Origin of the sequence: Streptomyces sp. NPDC052225, from assembly GCF_040679615.1 — a bacterium.
Classification (GTDB): domain Bacteria; phylum Actinomycetota; class Actinomycetes; order Streptomycetales; family Streptomycetaceae; genus Streptomyces.
The window spans coordinates 22,117-36,543 of record NZ_JBFAVD010000020.1 but is presented as its reverse complement, the minus strand read 5'-3'; the positions used below and the strand labels follow the sequence as shown (position 1 = coordinate 36,543).

At 71.6% G+C, this 14,427-nt stretch carries 15 protein-coding genes; 8 read left to right on the top strand and 7 right to left on the bottom strand.

Annotation, left to right across the window (positions count from 1 at the left end; all coding sequences use genetic code 11):
• The first annotated feature begins 14 nt into the window (after window positions 1-14).
• The 6 genes from AB0L37_RS26370 to AB0L37_RS26345 all read left to right on the top strand — a co-directional run bounded on the left by AB0L37_RS26370 (window position 15) and on the right by AB0L37_RS26345 (window position 4,468).
• Window positions 15-1,073: an energy-coupling factor ABC transporter permease gene (locus AB0L37_RS26370; RefSeq protein ID WP_365510213.1), complete on the top strand. Its 1,059-nt coding sequence runs from the start codon at window positions 15-17 to the stop codon at window positions 1,071-1,073.
• A gap of 1 nt (window position 1,074) precedes the next feature.
• The gene (gene cbiQ, locus AB0L37_RS26365; RefSeq protein WP_365510210.1) at window positions 1,075-1,836 is read left to right on the top strand and encodes a cobalt ECF transporter T component CbiQ; all 762 of its coding nucleotides are present in this window, start codon (window positions 1,075-1,077) and stop codon (window positions 1,834-1,836) included.
• Entirely contained in the window at window positions 1,824-2,612 is a 789-nt protein-coding gene (locus AB0L37_RS26360; RefSeq protein ID WP_365510207.1) for an ABC transporter ATP-binding protein, read from the top strand. The genes cbiQ and AB0L37_RS26360 overlap by 13 nt, the downstream gene beginning before the upstream one ends.
• Window positions 2,613-2,676: 64 nt before the next feature.
• The gene (locus AB0L37_RS26355; protein WP_365510204.1) at window positions 2,677-3,573 is read left to right on the top strand and encodes an inositol monophosphatase family protein; all 897 of its coding nucleotides are present in this window, start codon (window positions 2,677-2,679) and stop codon (window positions 3,571-3,573) included.
• Window positions 3,570-4,046 carry a GNAT family N-acetyltransferase gene (locus AB0L37_RS26350; RefSeq protein WP_365510201.1) on the top strand — a complete coding sequence of 159 codons (477 nt, stop codon included), beginning with the start codon at window positions 3,570-3,572 and terminating at the stop codon, window positions 4,044-4,046. Before AB0L37_RS26355 ends, AB0L37_RS26350 begins: the two co-directional genes overlap by 4 nt.
• Window positions 4,043-4,468: a hypothetical protein gene (locus AB0L37_RS26345; RefSeq protein ID WP_365510198.1), complete on the top strand. Its 426-nt coding sequence runs from the start codon at window positions 4,043-4,045 to the stop codon at window positions 4,466-4,468. Before AB0L37_RS26350 ends, AB0L37_RS26345 begins: the two co-directional genes overlap by 4 nt.
• A gap of 21 nt (window positions 4,469-4,489) precedes the next feature.
• Here the strand turns inward: AB0L37_RS26345 and AB0L37_RS26340 are convergent, their stop codons facing one another.
• Window positions 4,490-4,978 (bottom strand): GNAT family N-acetyltransferase, encoded by a 489-nt coding sequence (locus AB0L37_RS26340; RefSeq protein WP_365510195.1) that lies wholly within the window; start codon window positions 4,976-4,978, stop codon window positions 4,490-4,492.
• 76 nt (window positions 4,979-5,054) lie between these two features.
• Between AB0L37_RS26340 and AB0L37_RS26335 the strand changes: the two genes are divergently transcribed.
• Window positions 5,055-6,236 (top strand): serine hydrolase domain-containing protein, encoded by a 1,182-nt coding sequence (locus tag AB0L37_RS26335; protein WP_365510193.1) that lies wholly within the window; start codon window positions 5,055-5,057, stop codon window positions 6,234-6,236.
• Here the strand turns inward: AB0L37_RS26335 and AB0L37_RS26330 are convergent.
• Complete coding sequence (locus AB0L37_RS26330; protein ID WP_365510190.1) at window positions 6,182-6,790, bottom strand: hypothetical protein; 609 nt, start codon at window positions 6,788-6,790, stop codon at window positions 6,182-6,184. The two genes, AB0L37_RS26335 and AB0L37_RS26330, sit on opposite strands and share 55 nt — an antisense overlap.
• Window positions 6,791-6,899: 109 nt before the next feature.
• On the opposite strand from AB0L37_RS26330, the gene AB0L37_RS26325 reads away from it, so the two are divergent.
• Window positions 6,900-7,673: an SDR family NAD(P)-dependent oxidoreductase gene (locus AB0L37_RS26325; RefSeq protein ID WP_365510187.1), complete on the top strand. Its 774-nt coding sequence runs from the start codon at window positions 6,900-6,902 to the stop codon at window positions 7,671-7,673.
• Window positions 7,674-7,689: 16 nt separating this feature from the next.
• Here the strand turns inward: AB0L37_RS26325 and AB0L37_RS26320 are convergent, their stop codons facing one another.
• The 5 genes from AB0L37_RS26320 to AB0L37_RS26300 form a co-directional block, all read right to left on the bottom strand.
• Window positions 7,690-8,541 (bottom strand): DMT family transporter, encoded by an 852-nt coding sequence (locus AB0L37_RS26320; protein WP_365510184.1) that lies wholly within the window; start codon window positions 8,539-8,541, stop codon window positions 7,690-7,692.
• On the bottom strand, window positions 8,538-9,026 hold the full coding sequence (locus AB0L37_RS26315; RefSeq protein ID WP_365510181.1) for a YbaK/EbsC family protein: 489 nt from the start codon (window positions 9,024-9,026) through the stop codon (window positions 8,538-8,540). Before AB0L37_RS26315 ends, AB0L37_RS26320 begins: the two co-directional genes overlap by 4 nt.
• Window positions 9,027-9,084: 58 nt before the next feature.
• The gene (locus AB0L37_RS26310) at window positions 9,085-10,671 is read right to left on the bottom strand and encodes a penicillin-binding transpeptidase domain-containing protein (RefSeq protein ID WP_365510500.1); all 1,587 of its coding nucleotides are present in this window, start codon (window positions 10,669-10,671) and stop codon (window positions 9,085-9,087) included.
• Window positions 10,672-10,938: 267 nt separating this feature from the next.
• Window positions 10,939-12,576 carry a penicillin-binding transpeptidase domain-containing protein gene (locus tag AB0L37_RS26305; protein ID WP_365510178.1) on the bottom strand — a complete coding sequence of 546 codons (1,638 nt, stop codon included), beginning with the start codon at window positions 12,574-12,576 and terminating at the stop codon, window positions 10,939-10,941.
• Window positions 12,577-12,719: 143 nt separating this feature from the next.
• Window positions 12,720-14,393 carry a phospholipid carrier-dependent glycosyltransferase gene (locus AB0L37_RS26300; RefSeq protein ID WP_365510497.1) on the bottom strand — a complete coding sequence of 558 codons (1,674 nt, stop codon included), beginning with the start codon at window positions 14,391-14,393 and terminating at the stop codon, window positions 12,720-12,722.
• Between the last annotated feature and the right edge of the window lie 34 nt (window positions 14,394-14,427).

Here is a 14,427-nt window from a genome sequence, read left to right as displayed (position 1 = left end):
CGGAGTGCCCTGCCATGCATGTACCCGACGGATTCATCAACGCCCCCGTCTCGGCGGCCGCCGGTGTCGTCGCCGCGGGCGCCGTCGCCGTCAGCCTGCGCGGCGCGCGCCGCGAGCTCGACGAGCGCACGGCACCGCTGGCCGGACTGGTCGCGGCGTTCATCTTCGCGGTCCAGATGCTCAACTTCCCGGTGGCGGCGGGCACCAGCGGCCACCTCCTCGGCGGCGCGCTCGCGGCGATACTCGTCGGCCCCTACACCGGGGTCCTCTGCGTCTCCGTGGTGCTCCTGATGCAGGGTGTGCTGTTCGCCGACGGCGGCCTGACGGCCCTCGGCGTGAACATCACCGACATGGCGATCACCACGACGGTCGTCGCCTACCTCGTCTTCCGCGGCCTGGTGAAGGTGCTGCCGCGCAGCCGCCGCTCCATCACGGTCTCGTCCTTCGTCGCGGCCCTGCTCTCCGTCCCGGCCGCCGCGATCGTCTTCACCCTCGTCTACGCCATCGGAGGGACGACCGACGTCTCGATCGGCAAGGTCGCCACCGCGATGGTCGGCGTCCACGTCCTGATCGGCATCGGCGAGGCGGTCATCACCGCGCTCACCGTCGGCGCGGTCGTCGCCGTCCGGCCCGACCTGGTCCACGGGGCACGCGGCCTGACGAAGCCGCTGAAGCTGAAGGTCGGCGGCGAACTCGTCGACGCGCCCGCCGCCGCCCCGGCCGCCGTCGCCGCGCGCTCGCACCGCAAGGTGTGGGTGATCGGCCTGGTCACGTCCCTCGTCCTGGCCGGCTTCGTCTCCTTCTACGCCTCCGCCAACCCGGACGGCCTGGAGAAGGTCGCCCACGACGAGGGCATCGACCGTACGGCGAAGGAACACGCCTCCGCCGACTCCCCGCTCGCCGACTACGGCGTCAAGAACATCACCGACTCGCGGCTCTCCGGGGGCCTCGCGGGCGTCATCGGCGTCGGCGTGACCGTCGTCGCCGGGACGGGCGTCTTCTGGGCGCTGCGCAGGCGCCGTACGAGCGACGCGGCCTCGACCGAGGTCCGGGCGCAGGAGCCGGTGGCCTGACATGGGAGCGGGCCACGCACACCGTCTCTACCGGGCCGGGCAGTCCCCGGTCCACGCCCTGCCCCCGCACACGAAGCTCGCGGCCGTCTTCGCCTTCGTGGTCGTGGTCGTCTCCACGCCGCGCGAGGCGATGTGGGCGTTCGCGCTGTACGCGGTGCTGCTGGGCGCGGTGGCGTACGCGGCCCGCGTCCCGGCGGGCTTCCTGCTGAAGCGGCTGCTGATCGAGATCCCGTTCGTCGCGTTCGCGGTGCTCATGCCGTTCGTCGCGGAGGGCGAGAAGGTGCAGGTCCTCGGCCTGTCGCTGAGCGAGAGCGGGCTGTGGGGCGCGTGGAACGTGCTGGCCAAGGGCACGCTCGGCGTGGCGGCCTCGGTCCTCCTCGCCTCGACGACCGAACTGCGCGAACTCCTCCTCGGCCTGCAACGCCTGAAGCTGCCGCCGCTCCTCGTCCAGATCGCCTCGTTCATGATCCGCTACGGCGACGTCATCACCGACGAGATGCGCCGGATGAAGATCGCGCGGGAGTCGCGCGGCTTCGAGGCGAAGGGCGTACGGCACTGGGGCGTCCTCGCGAAGTCCGCGGGCGCCCTCTTCATCCGCTCCTACGAGCGCGGCGAGCGCGTGCACCTCGCCATGGTCAGCCGCGGTTACGCGGGTTCGATGCCGGTGATCGACGAGGTGACGGCGTCGCGGGCGCAGTGGTCGTACGCGCTGACGCTGCCGCTCGCGGCTTTCGTGGTGTGCCTGATGGGATGGACCCTGTGACGACTTCTGCTCCCGCCCCTGCTCCTCCCCCTTCTCTTGCCGTCTCGGGTCTGGCCTTCGCCTACCCCGACGGCCACCAGGCCCTCTTCGGTGTGGACTTCTCCGTCGCCAAGGGGGAGCGGGTGGCGCTCCTCGGTCCCAACGGCGCCGGCAAGACGACCCTCGTCCTCCACCTCAACGGCATCCTCACGGGCGGCGCCGGCACGGTCACCGTGGCGGGCGTGCCCGTGGAAAAGGCCCACATGGCGGAGATCCGGCGCCGGGTCGGCATCGTCTTCCAGGACCCGGACGACCAGCTGTTCATGCCGACGGTCCGCGAGGACGTCGCCTTCGGCCCGGCCGCGTCGGGGCTGAAGGGGCCGGAGCTGGAGGCGCGGGTCCGCACGGCGCTCTCCATGGTCGGCATGGAGGAGTTCGCGGACCGGCCCCCGCACCACCTCTCCTTCGGGCAGCGCCGCCGCGTCGCGGTGGCGACGGTGCTCGCGATGGAGCCGGAGATCCTCGTCCTGGACGAGCCGTCCTCCAACCTCGACCCGGCCTCGCGCCGCGAACTCGCCGACATCCTGCGCTCGTTGGACGTCACCGTCCTCATGGTCACGCACGACCTCCCGTACGCCCTCGAACTCTGCCCGCGCTCCCTCATCCTCAGCGGCGGCGTCATCGCGGCGGACGGCCCGACCGGTGACCTGCTCGCCGACGCGGAGCTGATGGGGGCGCACCGTCTTGAGCTGCCGTTCGGATTCGACCCGAAGTCGGTTGCGGGGCAGGCGAGTTGAGCCGGCTCCCTGCCCTGCAAGGGGCGCCGGGGACGCTGGTTTTCGCCTCGATAGTCTGCACGGCGTGAGCAACTCATACGCGCGTTCCGGCGATGCCGCCGTCGCGGCAGCCGGGGCGCAGGCCGGTGCGGACGTGGTCCGCGCCCTGTACGGCCGGCGGCTCGACCGCATCGACAAGGGTGCGGGGGACTTCGCCACCGCCGCCGATGTGGAGGCCGAGGAGGCGATCCTCGGCGTCCTCCGTGCCGCACGGCCCGATGACGCGGTGCTCGGCGAGGAAGGCGGGCAGCACGGCGCCGCCGACGCCGCGCGCCAGTGGCTGGTGGACCCCCTGTGCGGCACGCTGAACTACGCCGTCGGCACCATGCTGGTGGCCGTCAACGTGGCGCTGCGCGACGGGGCGGCAGCCGTGGCCGATCCGTTCGGCGGCGAGGTCTTCGTCACCGATGGGAAGACGGCCTGGGTGCGGCGCGACGGGGCCGACGACGCACCGCTGACGCCCACGGCCGCCACCCGGCTGGTGGACGTCAACCTGGACCGGCCGTTCCCGAGTGCGCCGGGGTTCCGGGGCGTGGATCTGCTGGCCCACCCCGAGTTCGTCGAACGGTTCCGGCCGCGCGTCGTGTCCACGACGCTGGCGCTGGCCTGGGTGGCTGCCGGTAAGCGCGCCGCGTACGTCACCGACGGCGGCGACCTCTCCACGAGCGTGCACTTCGCGGCCGGCATCGCCTTGTGCCGGGCCGCCGGCTGCGTGGTCACCGGGATCGATGGCGCTCCCCTCGGTGAGGGGGGCCGCGGGCTTGTGGCAGCCGCCGACGACGAGACCCACCGGCTGCTGATGGCGATGATCCACAGCCGAAGCCAGGGCGGTGACCGCACGGGCCCACGCGGAGGGCCTGCCCGGACGACCGACGGTTCCGGTGAACTCTCCCGGCCCGGAACGCTAGGTTCGCTGTCATGAGCGATGACGGTGCCCGTGACGGCGCGACGACCATCCGGCTCGCGACGGTGGCGGACGCGCCGCAGATCGCGCGCGTCCACCTGGACTCGCGCGCGGCCACGATGCCGTATCTCCCGCCGCCGGCCCACGACCACGCGCAGGTCACCCAATGGATCGAGCACGCGGTCCTCCCCGCCTGCCGGGTCTGGGTGGCGGAGCGCGACGCGGAGATCCTCGGGTACGCCGCCGTCGAGGGCGACATGCTGGACCACCTCTACCTGCGCCCGGACACCCGCCGCCAGGGCCTCGGCACCCGCCTCCTCACCGAGGCCCGCCGCCACAGCCCGACCGGCCTCTCCCTGCACGTCTTCCAGCAGAACACCGAGGCGCGTGCGTTCTACGCCCATCACGGTTTCCAGGTCATCGACGTGGGGGACGGGCGGGGGAACATGGAGGGGTTGCCGGACATGACGCTGCGGTGGACCGGCCGGTGACGGCCGACAGCGGGGATGAGCATGTCCGCTGGTCCTGCTATCGGACGGCGATGGCATCGCCGGACGCGTGGGCGACCCTGAAGAAGGACCTGGAGGCCGAACCCGATCCGGCTGTCGCTTCATCGGCCGTGCTGCGCATGCTGGAACGGCTGCCGGTGGACGAGCACGAGTCGTGGATCCGAGTGCTGGCCTTCGAGCGGGGCCGGGATGTCGCACAGCGCAGGTCCCAGGACCTGCGGACGTTGAACTCTCCCCTTGAGTTTGAAGGGGAGCTCGACCCCGATGAGTGGTCTGACTGGCTCCAGCGAAGAATGGTCGAGCAGAGGACCGACCCGCCGCTACTGGACCTCCTTTCCCGGCGAGGCCGCACCAAGCGGGTCAGGAACGCGGCCGCTGTCAGGCTGCGGACCCTGCGGAAGTGAACAGCACGGGCCCCGGCCCCGTCAGGCGCCGGTCCGCAGCGTGTACCGGCGCTTCTCCTTCGCCGTCGCGCCCAAGCGGTCGTAGAAGCGGATCGCGCCCTCGTTCCACGGTGGCGTCTGCCACTGGATCTCGGTGAGGCCCAGGGCCTCGGCCTCCGCTCTGACCGCTTCCACGAGTTGGGGGCCCAGGCCAAGGCCGCGGTGGCCGTTCTCGAGGAACAGGCAGTCCATGTGGAGGTACTCCGCGCCGTCCCACGTCGACAGTTCCGGGGCGCACGTGGCGTAGCCGATCAGGCCCGTACCGGAGAGTTCCGCCACGAAGCAGCGCAGGCGCGGGGCCGGGGTGCCGAAGAGGAGGGTCGAGAGGCGGTCCGCCAGGCCCGGGGCCGGGGGCGTCGCCTTTTCGTACGCGGCGTGTTCCGCGGCCAGTTCCGCCACGCGGGGGAGGTCCTCGGGGCGGGCCTTGCGGACGCGCGCGGAGCCGTCCGGCAGGTTCGTGGGTTCGGTCATGGGGAGCATGATGCCTGCACGGCCGGGGGCCGCACGTCCCGGGAATCCTCGGGTCCGGCGGCTTGTTCTCTTCCCTGTGCACATACAGGGACAGGTAGCCGAAGGATTCGAAGGCGTGCGGGGCGCCTTCGCCGCGAACTTCGACGGCCGTGGGGAGCGCGGCGCCGGAGTCGTCGTCTATCGCGGTGGGCGCAAGGTCGTCGAGCTCTACGGGGGGTCGCGCGATGTCGACCCCGACGGCGGGCCGGACTGGGAGTCCGGGACCGCGCAGATTCTGCGGTCGGCCACCAAGGGCGTTTCCGCTGCTGCCCTGTTGCTGCTCCATCAGCGCGGGCTGCTCGATCTCGACGCTCCCGTCGCCTCCTACTGGCCCGAGTTCAAGGCCCACGGCAAGGAGGACGCCCGCGTTCGGGACGTGCTCGCGCACCGGGTCGGGGTGCCCGCCCTCGACCGGCCGCTGACCCCTGCCGAGGCCGCCGACCTCGATGTCGGCGCCGCGGCCGTCGCCGCCCAGGCGCCGGAGTGGGCGCCGGGCACCGACCACGGTTACCACGCGCAGACGTACAGCTGGCTCACCGGCGAACTCGTGCGCCGCGTCACCGGCCGGACCCTCGGGGCGTACGTCGCCGACGAGATCGCCGGGCCGCTCGGTGCCGACCTGTGGATCGGGCTCCCGGACGCGCAGGCCCACCGGGTCGGCCGCGTCGGACCCGTCGAGGCGCCCGCCCCGCCCGGCGGTCTGCGGGCCCGCCCCAAGCGCGGCATCGCCGAGGCGTACACGAACCCCGAGTCGCTCACCCGCCGCGCCTTCGGGGCGATCACCCCGTCGCCGGACGAGAACGACCCGGTGTACCGCGCCGCCCAGCTCCCCGGTTCGAACGGCATCGGCACCGCCGAAGGGCTCGCTCGTTTCTATGCCGGGCTGATCGGTGAACTCCCGGGCCGTGCACGCCTGTTCACGGACGAGACGCTTCGCGCCGCCCGTGCCGAAGTCTCCTCCGGCACCGACCGCGTCCTCGTCGTCCCCTCCCGCTTCGGCCTCGGCTACATGCTCCACGGCGTCGCCTCCCCGCTCCTCGGTCCCGGCTCGTTCGGGCACCCGGGCCGGGGCGGCGCCCTCGGGTTCGCCGACCCGGAGTCCGGCATCGCGTTCGGCTACGTCACCAACGGCATGCAGAAGGGCGTCACCGCAGACCCTCGCGCTCAGGCCCTGGTCAGGGCGGTGCGGGAGGCGCTCGGGCGCCACAGCGGGGCGTAGGCGAGGAGAAGCAGCACGGCACCCAACGGCATCAGGTCCTTGCTCGCGAACGGCAGCAGCGACGTTGCGAAGACCAGGCACGGCGACCACAGCGGCAGCTTGCGCAGTGCGCCGAGGCGCAGGGCCAGGACCACCTGGCCGACGAAGAAGAGCATCGGGCCGATCGCGTAGAACGCGAGCTCCGCGCCGGGCAGCGCCCCGAAGTCGTCGGACAGGCGCGCCATTTCGGCGTGGTCGGCGGCCATCAGGCCCGTCACGATGTCCACCCCGAACTGCACGGTGAGTGCGATCGCTCCCGCCACCGCCGCCCAGAATCCGGCCGCCGCCCACCGGTCGCGCCGCCCCGCCGTCGACCGCATCGCGGCGAATCCCCGTACGAAGAAGGGGAGTCCGAGCAGGAAGCACAGGTGGCCCGTGGTCCAGGCGAGCCCCGGGCCGCGTACGTCGTCGAGGCCGTCGAGCAGGCGGATCACACCGTAGGCGCCGAACAGGACCGGCCCGACGAGGTAGGCGGTGCGGGGTGCGGTGAGTGTGGCTGCGCGGGATGAGGTCATGTGATGATCCTGGCGACGCGGCCCCCCGACTCCCTCCGGAACCACCCTGGTCGGGCCCGCACGCAACCCCTAGGCGTTCCTCGGGGTTCCCCCGGGTAGCGTCCCCGCCATGACACGTTTCGAGGGGTACGGAGTCCTGGTCACCGCCGCCGGGCAGGGTATCGGCGCCGCTGTCGCGCACCGTCTCGCCGCCGAAGGTGCGCAGGTCCTGGTGACCGATGTCGATGAGGAAGCGGCGGGCAAGACCGCGGCCGGAATGCGTGAACTGGGCCACCGGGCCGTGGAGTTCGTCTGCGACGTCGGCGAACGGGCCTCCGTGGATGCCGCCGTCGCGCACGCCGTCGACACCTTCGGACGGCTCGACGTCCTCGTCAACAACGCCTACGCCTGCCACCCCGACGCCCCGCTCTTCGAGGACGAGGACGACGAGGCGTGGGCCCGCGACCTCGACATCAGCCTCACCGGCGCCTACCGCTGCGCCCGCGCCGCGCTGCCGCACCTCGTCGCCTCCGGCCGGGGCGCGATCGTCAGCGTCGGGTCCGTCAACGGCCTTCAGGACTTCGGCTGCCACGCGTACAGCGCCGCCAAGGCCGGCCTGGTCTCGCTGACCCGCACGCTCGCCGGGCACGCGGGCCCGCGCGGCGTCCGCGTCAACCTCGTCGCCTCCGGCACCGTCCGCACCCCCGCCTGGACCGACCGGGGCCGGAACCCGGACGACGTAAGGGAGTTGTACCCGCTGCGCCGGGTCGGGGAGCCGGAGGACATCGCGGCGGCGGTCGCCTTCCTCGCGTCGCGGGACGCCGCGTGGATCACGGGGGCGGTGCTGCCGGTGGACGGCGGCATCACCGCGGTCAACACCGGCTTCAAAGGCATCGCCGACTGAATCCGGCACGACGGGCTCACCCCGCGTGCAGCATCAGCCCGATCCCCGCCACCATCACACCGGCCGCCACGATCCGCGGCGCCCCGAACCGCTCCTTGAAGAACACCGCCCCGATCACCGCGCCCACGATGATCGACGACTCCCGCAGCGCCGAGATCGGGGCCAGTTCCGCCCGCGTCTGGGCCCACAGGACGAGCCCGTACGCCGTCATGGACAGCGCGGCGCCGAGCAGCCCGACCGCCGCGAACGGCTTGAGCTGCGCGCCGAATCGACCCCGCCAGCGCCACCACGCGTACGCGGGTACGGCAAGGCCCTCCAGGATCATCAGCCACACGATGTACCCCATGGACGAGCCCGACGCGCGTACCCCCACACCGTCCACGACGGTGTACGCCGCGATGGAGAACCCGGTCGCCAGCGCCGCCCCGAGCGCCTTCCAGTCGGGGCGCCGCCCTGAACCCCGTAGACCCCACAGCGCAAGACCCGTAAGACCCGCGCACGACACGGCGACCCCCGCCGCCTGCCAGCCGCCCGGCACCTCGCCCACGAACACGGCGGCGAGCACCGTCACCACGAGCGGCGCCGTGCCGCGCGCGATCGGATACGCCTGCCCGAAGTCGCCGAGCTTGAACGACGCCATCAGAAGCACGTAGTAGACGATGTGGATGAGGGCGGACACGACCAGATACGGCCAGGCGCCCGCCGCGGGGAGCGGTACGAACGGCGCCATCAGCAGGCCGATGAGCGTCGCCCCGCCGCCGATCAGCGTGAAGCCGACGAGCTTGTCGGTGATGTGGTGGGCGAGCGCGTTCCAGGAGGCGTGGGTGACCGCGGCGAGCAGCACCGCCGCGGTGACTATCGGGGTCATTCGCGGACGTCCACGAGCGCGGCGCCCGCGTGCGCGATCAGTTCCTTGGGCTCCATCGGGAAGACCGCGTACGGGGTTCCGGCCGCCGCCCACACCGTGGCGTGGTTCAACAGCGATCTGTCCGCGAGGACCCTCGTCCTGTTCGCGTGCCCGAAGGGCGGGATGCCGCCGATCGTGTACCCGGTGAACTCCCGCACCACGTCCGCCTTCGCCCGCGTCACCTTCTCGGCGCCCAGCTCGCGCCGCACCAGCTCGACGTCGACGCGCGAGGCGCCGTCCATCAGGACGAGGACCGGCACGCCGTCCGCCGCGAAGACCAGGGACTTGCAGATGGCGCTCAGCTCGCAGCCGATCGCGTCCGCCGCCTCCTGCGCGGTGCGGGTCGCTTCGGGGAAGCGGCGCACGCGCGGCAGGAGTTCGGCCAGACCGAGCTCGGTCACGGCCTCGGCGAACCGGGGATGGGCCGCACTTTCGGGAGAAGTCATGGGCGGCACGCTAATCCTCCGTGTACCGCCCACGCGACCGCGTATCGACGGGTGGAAGTCAGCCGCCGGCGAGCAGCATCTGCCGGACGACCGGGCCCGCCGAGTCACCGCCGTGCCCGCCCGCCTGCACCACCGCCGCCGACGCGAGGTCGCCCCGGTACGCCGTGAACCAGCCGTTGGGCTCCTTCTGCCCGTCGACCTCCGCCGAACCGGTCTTCGCGCCCATGTCGGAGCCGAGCCCGGACATCGGCTTCACCGCCGTGCCCGCGACCGCCGTGTAGTGCATCAACTCCCGCAGATCCGCGAGGGTCTTGGCGGACAGCGAGCGCGACGCGTGCGCGAGCGTGCGGTGGTCGACGTCCGGCGAGACCAGGTACGGCTGGTGGAACGTGCCGTCCTTCACGGTCGCCGCGACCGACGCCATGTTCAGCGGGTTCATCCGCACCCCGCCCTGCCCGATCAGCGACGCCGCCATCTGCGCCTGCGACTGCACCGGCACGGCCCCGTCGAAGCTCGGCACGCCGATCGCCCAGTTGTCGAGCCCGAGCCCGAACACCTGCTGCGCCTGCTTGGTCAGCGAGTCGTTCTCCAGCTTCGGCGCCTGGCTGATGAAGGCCGTGTTGCAGGAGACCGCGAAGCTCGTCCTGAACGTGCCGTTCTTGATCTCGAACTTGTCGTCGTTCTGGAACTTCCAGTGCCCGTACGTGAAGTACTTCGGGCACGGGTGCGCCTTGTTGACGTTCGCGAGGCCCTTCTCCAGGAGCAGCGACGAGGTGATGACCTTCATCGTGGAGCCGGGCGCGAGCGAGCCCTGGAACGCCGTGTTGAAGCCGGGGCTGGAGTTCGCCACCGCCAGGATCTCGCCGGTCGACGGCCGGATCACGACGACCGAGGCCCGCTTGCGCGCGGCGACCTGGCTCTCGGCGGCGGCCTGGAGGGTCGGGCTGAGCGTCGTCCTGACGGTGCCCGGGGTGCCTTCGGAGAGGGTGACGAGGGTCTTGTCGGGCAGCGCGTTCTTCTCGGTGCTGCCCTTCTTCGACGACTCCTTGCGGGCGATGCGCAGTTCGACGCCGGCGGTGCCGCCCGCCTTCTTGCCGTACTTCTCGCGCAGCCCGTCGATGACGGTGGCGAGCGACGGGTACTTCTTCGTGTCCAGCTCCGTGCCGTTGCGGTCCACCGCCTTGACCGGCGGATCGCCCGCCTCACCGGTGACGAGCTTGTCGCCGTCCTTCAACTCCGGGTGCACGACGGACGGCTGCCACGACACGAGCACCTTCCCGTCGTTCTTGCGACGCACGGCGGTGAGCGCGGAGTCGTACACGAACGGCTTGCTCAGCTTGTTGTTGCTGCCGCCCTTCTCCTCGTACGAGACCGTGGACGTGACGTGGAAGGGAACCTTGGCGCCCGACCTCGTACCCGGCGTGAGCTTCACGTCGGTGAGGTGGGCGTCCTTGGTCAGGCCGGTCAGCGCCGTCCTCGCGGCGGCCGCGTCGTCCGTGTACGACGCCGCCTTCGCCACGTCCCCGGACTGCCACGCCGTCAGGAACCGGTCGGCGGCGGTGCGGACCTCCTTGGCGGCGGGCGGTCCCGTCTTGACCTTGGGCTTCTCGTCCGCCGACGCGGAGGCCCCGGAGCCGCTGTCCATCAGGGCGTAGGCGCCGACGCCGGCCCCGACGACGGCGACGACAGCGGCTGCGCCGATCACGACGGCGTTCGTGTTGCGGCGCGCCGGGGCGCGGCGCCTGCCTCTGCTGCCCAACGTTTCCTCCGGGGGTCTACGGGGGGCCTAGGTTACGGCTTGCTGCCGTGCGCACCCGTCGTAGGTTCAGAACGACGCAGACACGGTGACGGGTACGTGGTAAGGGCTTGCCGCCCGCATTGATGACCCCCGTAGGGGCCACCCATTGCTGCGCTACTGACCCGCTTTGAGGACGGCCGCCACGATCGGTCCCGCCGCGTCGCCACCGTGGCCGCCGGCCGGCACGGTCGCCGCCGCCGCGATGTCGTTGCTGTACCCGGCGAACCAGGAGTCGGACGTGCCCTGTCCGTCGAGCTCCGCGGAACCCGTCTTCGCGCCCTTCGGCGAGGGCACCCCCGCCATCGCGTTGGCCGCCGTGCCGCTGACGGCCGTGCGCGCCATCATGTTCCGCAGCTGCTGCGAGGTGCCGGGGCGCAAGCCCTGGGCGGTGGCGATCTGACGGTCGTCGAGGTCGGGCGAGACGAGGTACGGCTGGTGGAACGTGCCGGTCATCGCGGTCGCCGTCACCGACGCCATGTTGAGCGCGTTGACCTTCACCAGGCCCTGGCCGATCATCCCGGCGGCGTCGTTCGAGGTCCCGTCGGTCTCCACGGAGCCGTCCCTGGAGGCGATCCCGGTCTTCCAGTCCTTGCCGAGGCCGAACCGTTCCGTCGCCTCGGACGCGAAGTTCGCCGCCCCGAGTTCGTCGGAGAGCTTGATGAAGGCCGTGTTGCAGGAGCGCGCGAAGCTCTCGGACAGCGTCGCGTTCTCGTTCGGCGTCATGCCTTTCAGATTGCGGAAGGTCTGGCTCATCGAGACCGCCGAGTCGGGGCAGGGCGCCGCGCCGCCCTCCGAGGCGACACCGTTGTCGATCAGCGCCGCCGCGGTCACGATCTTCATCACCGAGCCGGGCGGAGTGCCGCCCTGGAACGCGGGATTGAAGTCGCCCTTCTCCTGGTTGGCGACCGCGAGGATCTCGCCGGTGGACGGCTTGACCGCCACCACCGACGACTTGCCGTACTTGGTCACCTGCTGCTCGGCCGCCGCCTGCACGCCCGCGCTGAGCGTCGTGCGCAGCTTGCCCGGCTTGCCCTCGGCCAGCGTCAGGAGCGTCTTCGTGGTCGCCGAGCCGTCGGCGCCCTGCCGCTTGACGTACATCTCGATGCCCGCCGAACCGCCCGCCTCGTCCCCGTACTTGGTGCGCAGCTGGTCGAGGACCGGGCGCAGCGACGGGTACTTCTCCGCGGTCAGCACGGCGCCGTTGCGGTCCACGGCCTCGATGGCCGGAGCCGCCGACTCGCCCGTGACGAGCTCGTCGCCGTCCTTCAACTCCGGGTGCAGCACGGCCGGCGACCACTTCACCAGGGCGCGGCCCGTGGTGGCGCCGCGGACGACGGTGAGCGACGAGTCGTAGGCCATCTTCTTCGTCTTGCCGTCGAACGACACCGTGGCCCTGACCTTGAACGGGACCTTGGCGCCGGACGGCGTGCCCGCCGTCAGGACCGTGTGCGTGACGTGTGCGTCCTCGTGCCAGGCGGAGAGCACGGACTTCGCGTCCTCCGCGTAGTTCGTGTAGTCCGCCGCGCCCGCGGCGTCGTTCTTCGCCCACGCCGCCAGGAACTTCCGCGACGTGTCCTTGATCTCGTCGGCCGTCGGCGGCCCGGACCTGCGGACCTCCCCGCCCGCCGCCGCACTGCCATCGCTGCCGCCCCCGCTGACAGCCGTGACGATGTTGTAGGCCCCGTAGCCCGCGCCGCCCACCATCACGGTGAACACCCCGCCGACGATGGCGACCTTGACCTCCTTGCGCATGAGCGCCCCCCTCCCCAAGGTTTACCCGAGGGACTGTAGACACGTCAGAGGTCCGGCCGACCCGGTGTTTTCCAGATGGTGTCCGAAGGTGTCCGAAGAGTGATCACAAATACGGCCGAAACCGTGTCAGGAGCGGGGCCCGGCTAGATCCACGTATCGAGCCACATCCGGGACCGCCACGAGTCCATCGGGATCGCGTTGCCGGTGTAGATCGGCCAGAAGTAGATGAAGTTCCACGCGATGAGCAGGACCAGCACACCCGCGCCCGCCGCGCCGATCACGCGCCGGCGTTCGCTCGACCCCGGTTTCCCGATGACGGCGCCCAGCAGCATCGCGAGCGCGAGACACAGGAACGGCGCGAAGACGACCGCGTAGAAGTAGAAGATCGTCCGCTCCTGGTAGTTGAACCAGGGCAGGTAGCCGGCCGCGATGCCGCACACGATCGCGCCCGCGCGCCAGTCGCGCCGGAAGAACCAGCGCCACAGCACGTACAGCAGCGCGAAGCACGCCGCCCACCACAGCAGCGGGGTGCCGAGGGCGAGGACCTCGCGGGCGCACTTGTCGGCGGCGTCCGCGGGGCAGCCCTGTGAGCCGGCCGACGGGGACTCGTAGAAGTACGAGACCGGGCGGCCGTCGACCATCCAGCTCCACGGGTTCGACTGGTACGTGTGCTTCGACGTGAGGTGGGTGTTGAACTCCCAGACCTCGTGCTCGTAGTGCCACAGGCTGCGCACCCAGTCCGGCAGCCACGTGTGACCGCCGCCCTTGCCGGCGGTCGCCGCCCAGTTGCGGAAGTAGCCGCCGGTGCCGTCGGCGGGGGAGAGGATCCAGCCGATCCAGGACAGCAGGTACGTGGCGACGGCGACCGGCACGGTCGAGACGAACGCCGGGCACACGTCGCGCTTCAGGACCGCCAGGTACGGGCGCCTGGCCCCCGCCACGCGCCGCGAGCCGACGTCCCACAGGACCGACATCAGGGCGAAGGCCGCGAGGTAGATGAAGCCGTTCCACTTGGTGCCCGCCGCGAGGCCCAGGCAGAGCCCGGCGAGCAGCCGCCACGGGCGCCACCCGAGGCGCAGCGTCTCGGCGATGTGCGCGTCCGGGCGGACCAGGCCGTGCTCGTCGACGGGGAGCGCCGCGGCCAGCTTCCCGCGCGCCCGGTCCCGGTCCACGACGAGGCAGCCGAACGCCGCCAGCACGAAGAACACCAGCACCGAGTCGAGCAGCGCGGTGCGGCTCATCACGAACGCGAGGCCGTCGACCATCAGGAGCGCCCCGGCCAGGCAGCCCAGGAACGTCGAGCGGAAGAGCCGCCGGCCGATCCGGCAGACCATGAGCACGCACAGCGTCCCGAGCACGGCGGTCATGAACCGCCAGCCGAACGGGTTGAACCCGAACATCCATTCGCCGATGCCGATGACGTACTTGCCGACCGGCGGATGCACGACGTACGAGGCGTCGTGCGGGATCGGCACGTCACCGTTCTTCTGGAGGATCAGGTCGTTGGCGTTCTTCGCCCAGTTGACCTCGAAGCCGCGGTGGATCAGCGCCCACGCGTCCTTCGCGTAGTACGTCTCGTCGAATATCACGGCCTTCGGGCTGCCGAGGTTCCAGAACCGCAGGACGCCCGCGATCAGCGTGACGAGCAGCGGCCCCGCCCAGCCGACGATCCGGTTGACCTGCTCGGCCGTGAACCGGCTCAGCCCGAACGACGCCCACAGCCGCGCCCCCGGCGCCGCGAACGACGGCACAAGCCGCTCCCGCACGTCGCCGCTTCTGTCCGGCGCCTGGTACCCGAACCGGCGCAGGCCGCGCAGCCACGAGGACGGCGCCCGCTCACCTGCGAGGTCC

What these genes read in the sequence shown, in the direction of transcription:
- AB0L37_RS26320 (WP_365510184.1), bottom strand. Translation starts at nt 8,541, where the DNA reads ATGACCCCGATAGTCACCGCGGCGGTGCTGCTCGCCGCGGTCACCCAC.
- AB0L37_RS26310 (WP_365510500.1), bottom strand. Translation starts at nt 10,671, where the DNA reads ATGGACAGCGGCTCCGGGGCCTCCGCGTCGGCGGACGAGAAGCCCAAG.
- AB0L37_RS26305 (WP_365510178.1), bottom strand. Translation starts at nt 12,576, where the DNA reads ATGCGCAAGGAGGTCAAGGTCGCCATCGTCGGCGGGGTGTTCACCGTG.
- AB0L37_RS26350 (WP_365510201.1), top strand. Translation starts at nt 3,570, where the DNA reads ATGAGCGATGACGGTGCCCGTGACGGCGCGACGACCATCCGGCTCGCG.
- cbiQ (WP_365510210.1), top strand. Translation starts at nt 1,075, where the DNA reads ATGGGAGCGGGCCACGCACACCGTCTCTACCGGGCCGGGCAGTCCCCG.
- AB0L37_RS26315 (WP_365510181.1), bottom strand. Translation starts at nt 9,026, where the DNA reads ATGACTTCTCCCGAAAGTGCGGCCCATCCCCGGTTCGCCGAGGCCGTG.
- AB0L37_RS26330 (WP_365510190.1), bottom strand. Translation starts at nt 6,790, where the DNA reads ATGACCTCATCCCGCGCAGCCACACTCACCGCACCCCGCACCGCCTAC.
- AB0L37_RS26370 (WP_365510213.1), top strand. Translation starts at nt 15, where the DNA reads ATGCATGTACCCGACGGATTCATCAACGCCCCCGTCTCGGCGGCCGCC.
- AB0L37_RS26340 (WP_365510195.1), bottom strand. Translation starts at nt 4,978, where the DNA reads ATGACCGAACCCACGAACCTGCCGGACGGCTCCGCGCGCGTCCGCAAG.
- AB0L37_RS26360 (WP_365510207.1), top strand. Translation starts at nt 1,824, where the DNA reads ATGGACCCTGTGACGACTTCTGCTCCCGCCCCTGCTCCTCCCCCTTCT.
- AB0L37_RS26325 (WP_365510187.1), top strand. Translation starts at nt 6,900, where the DNA reads ATGACACGTTTCGAGGGGTACGGAGTCCTGGTCACCGCCGCCGGGCAG.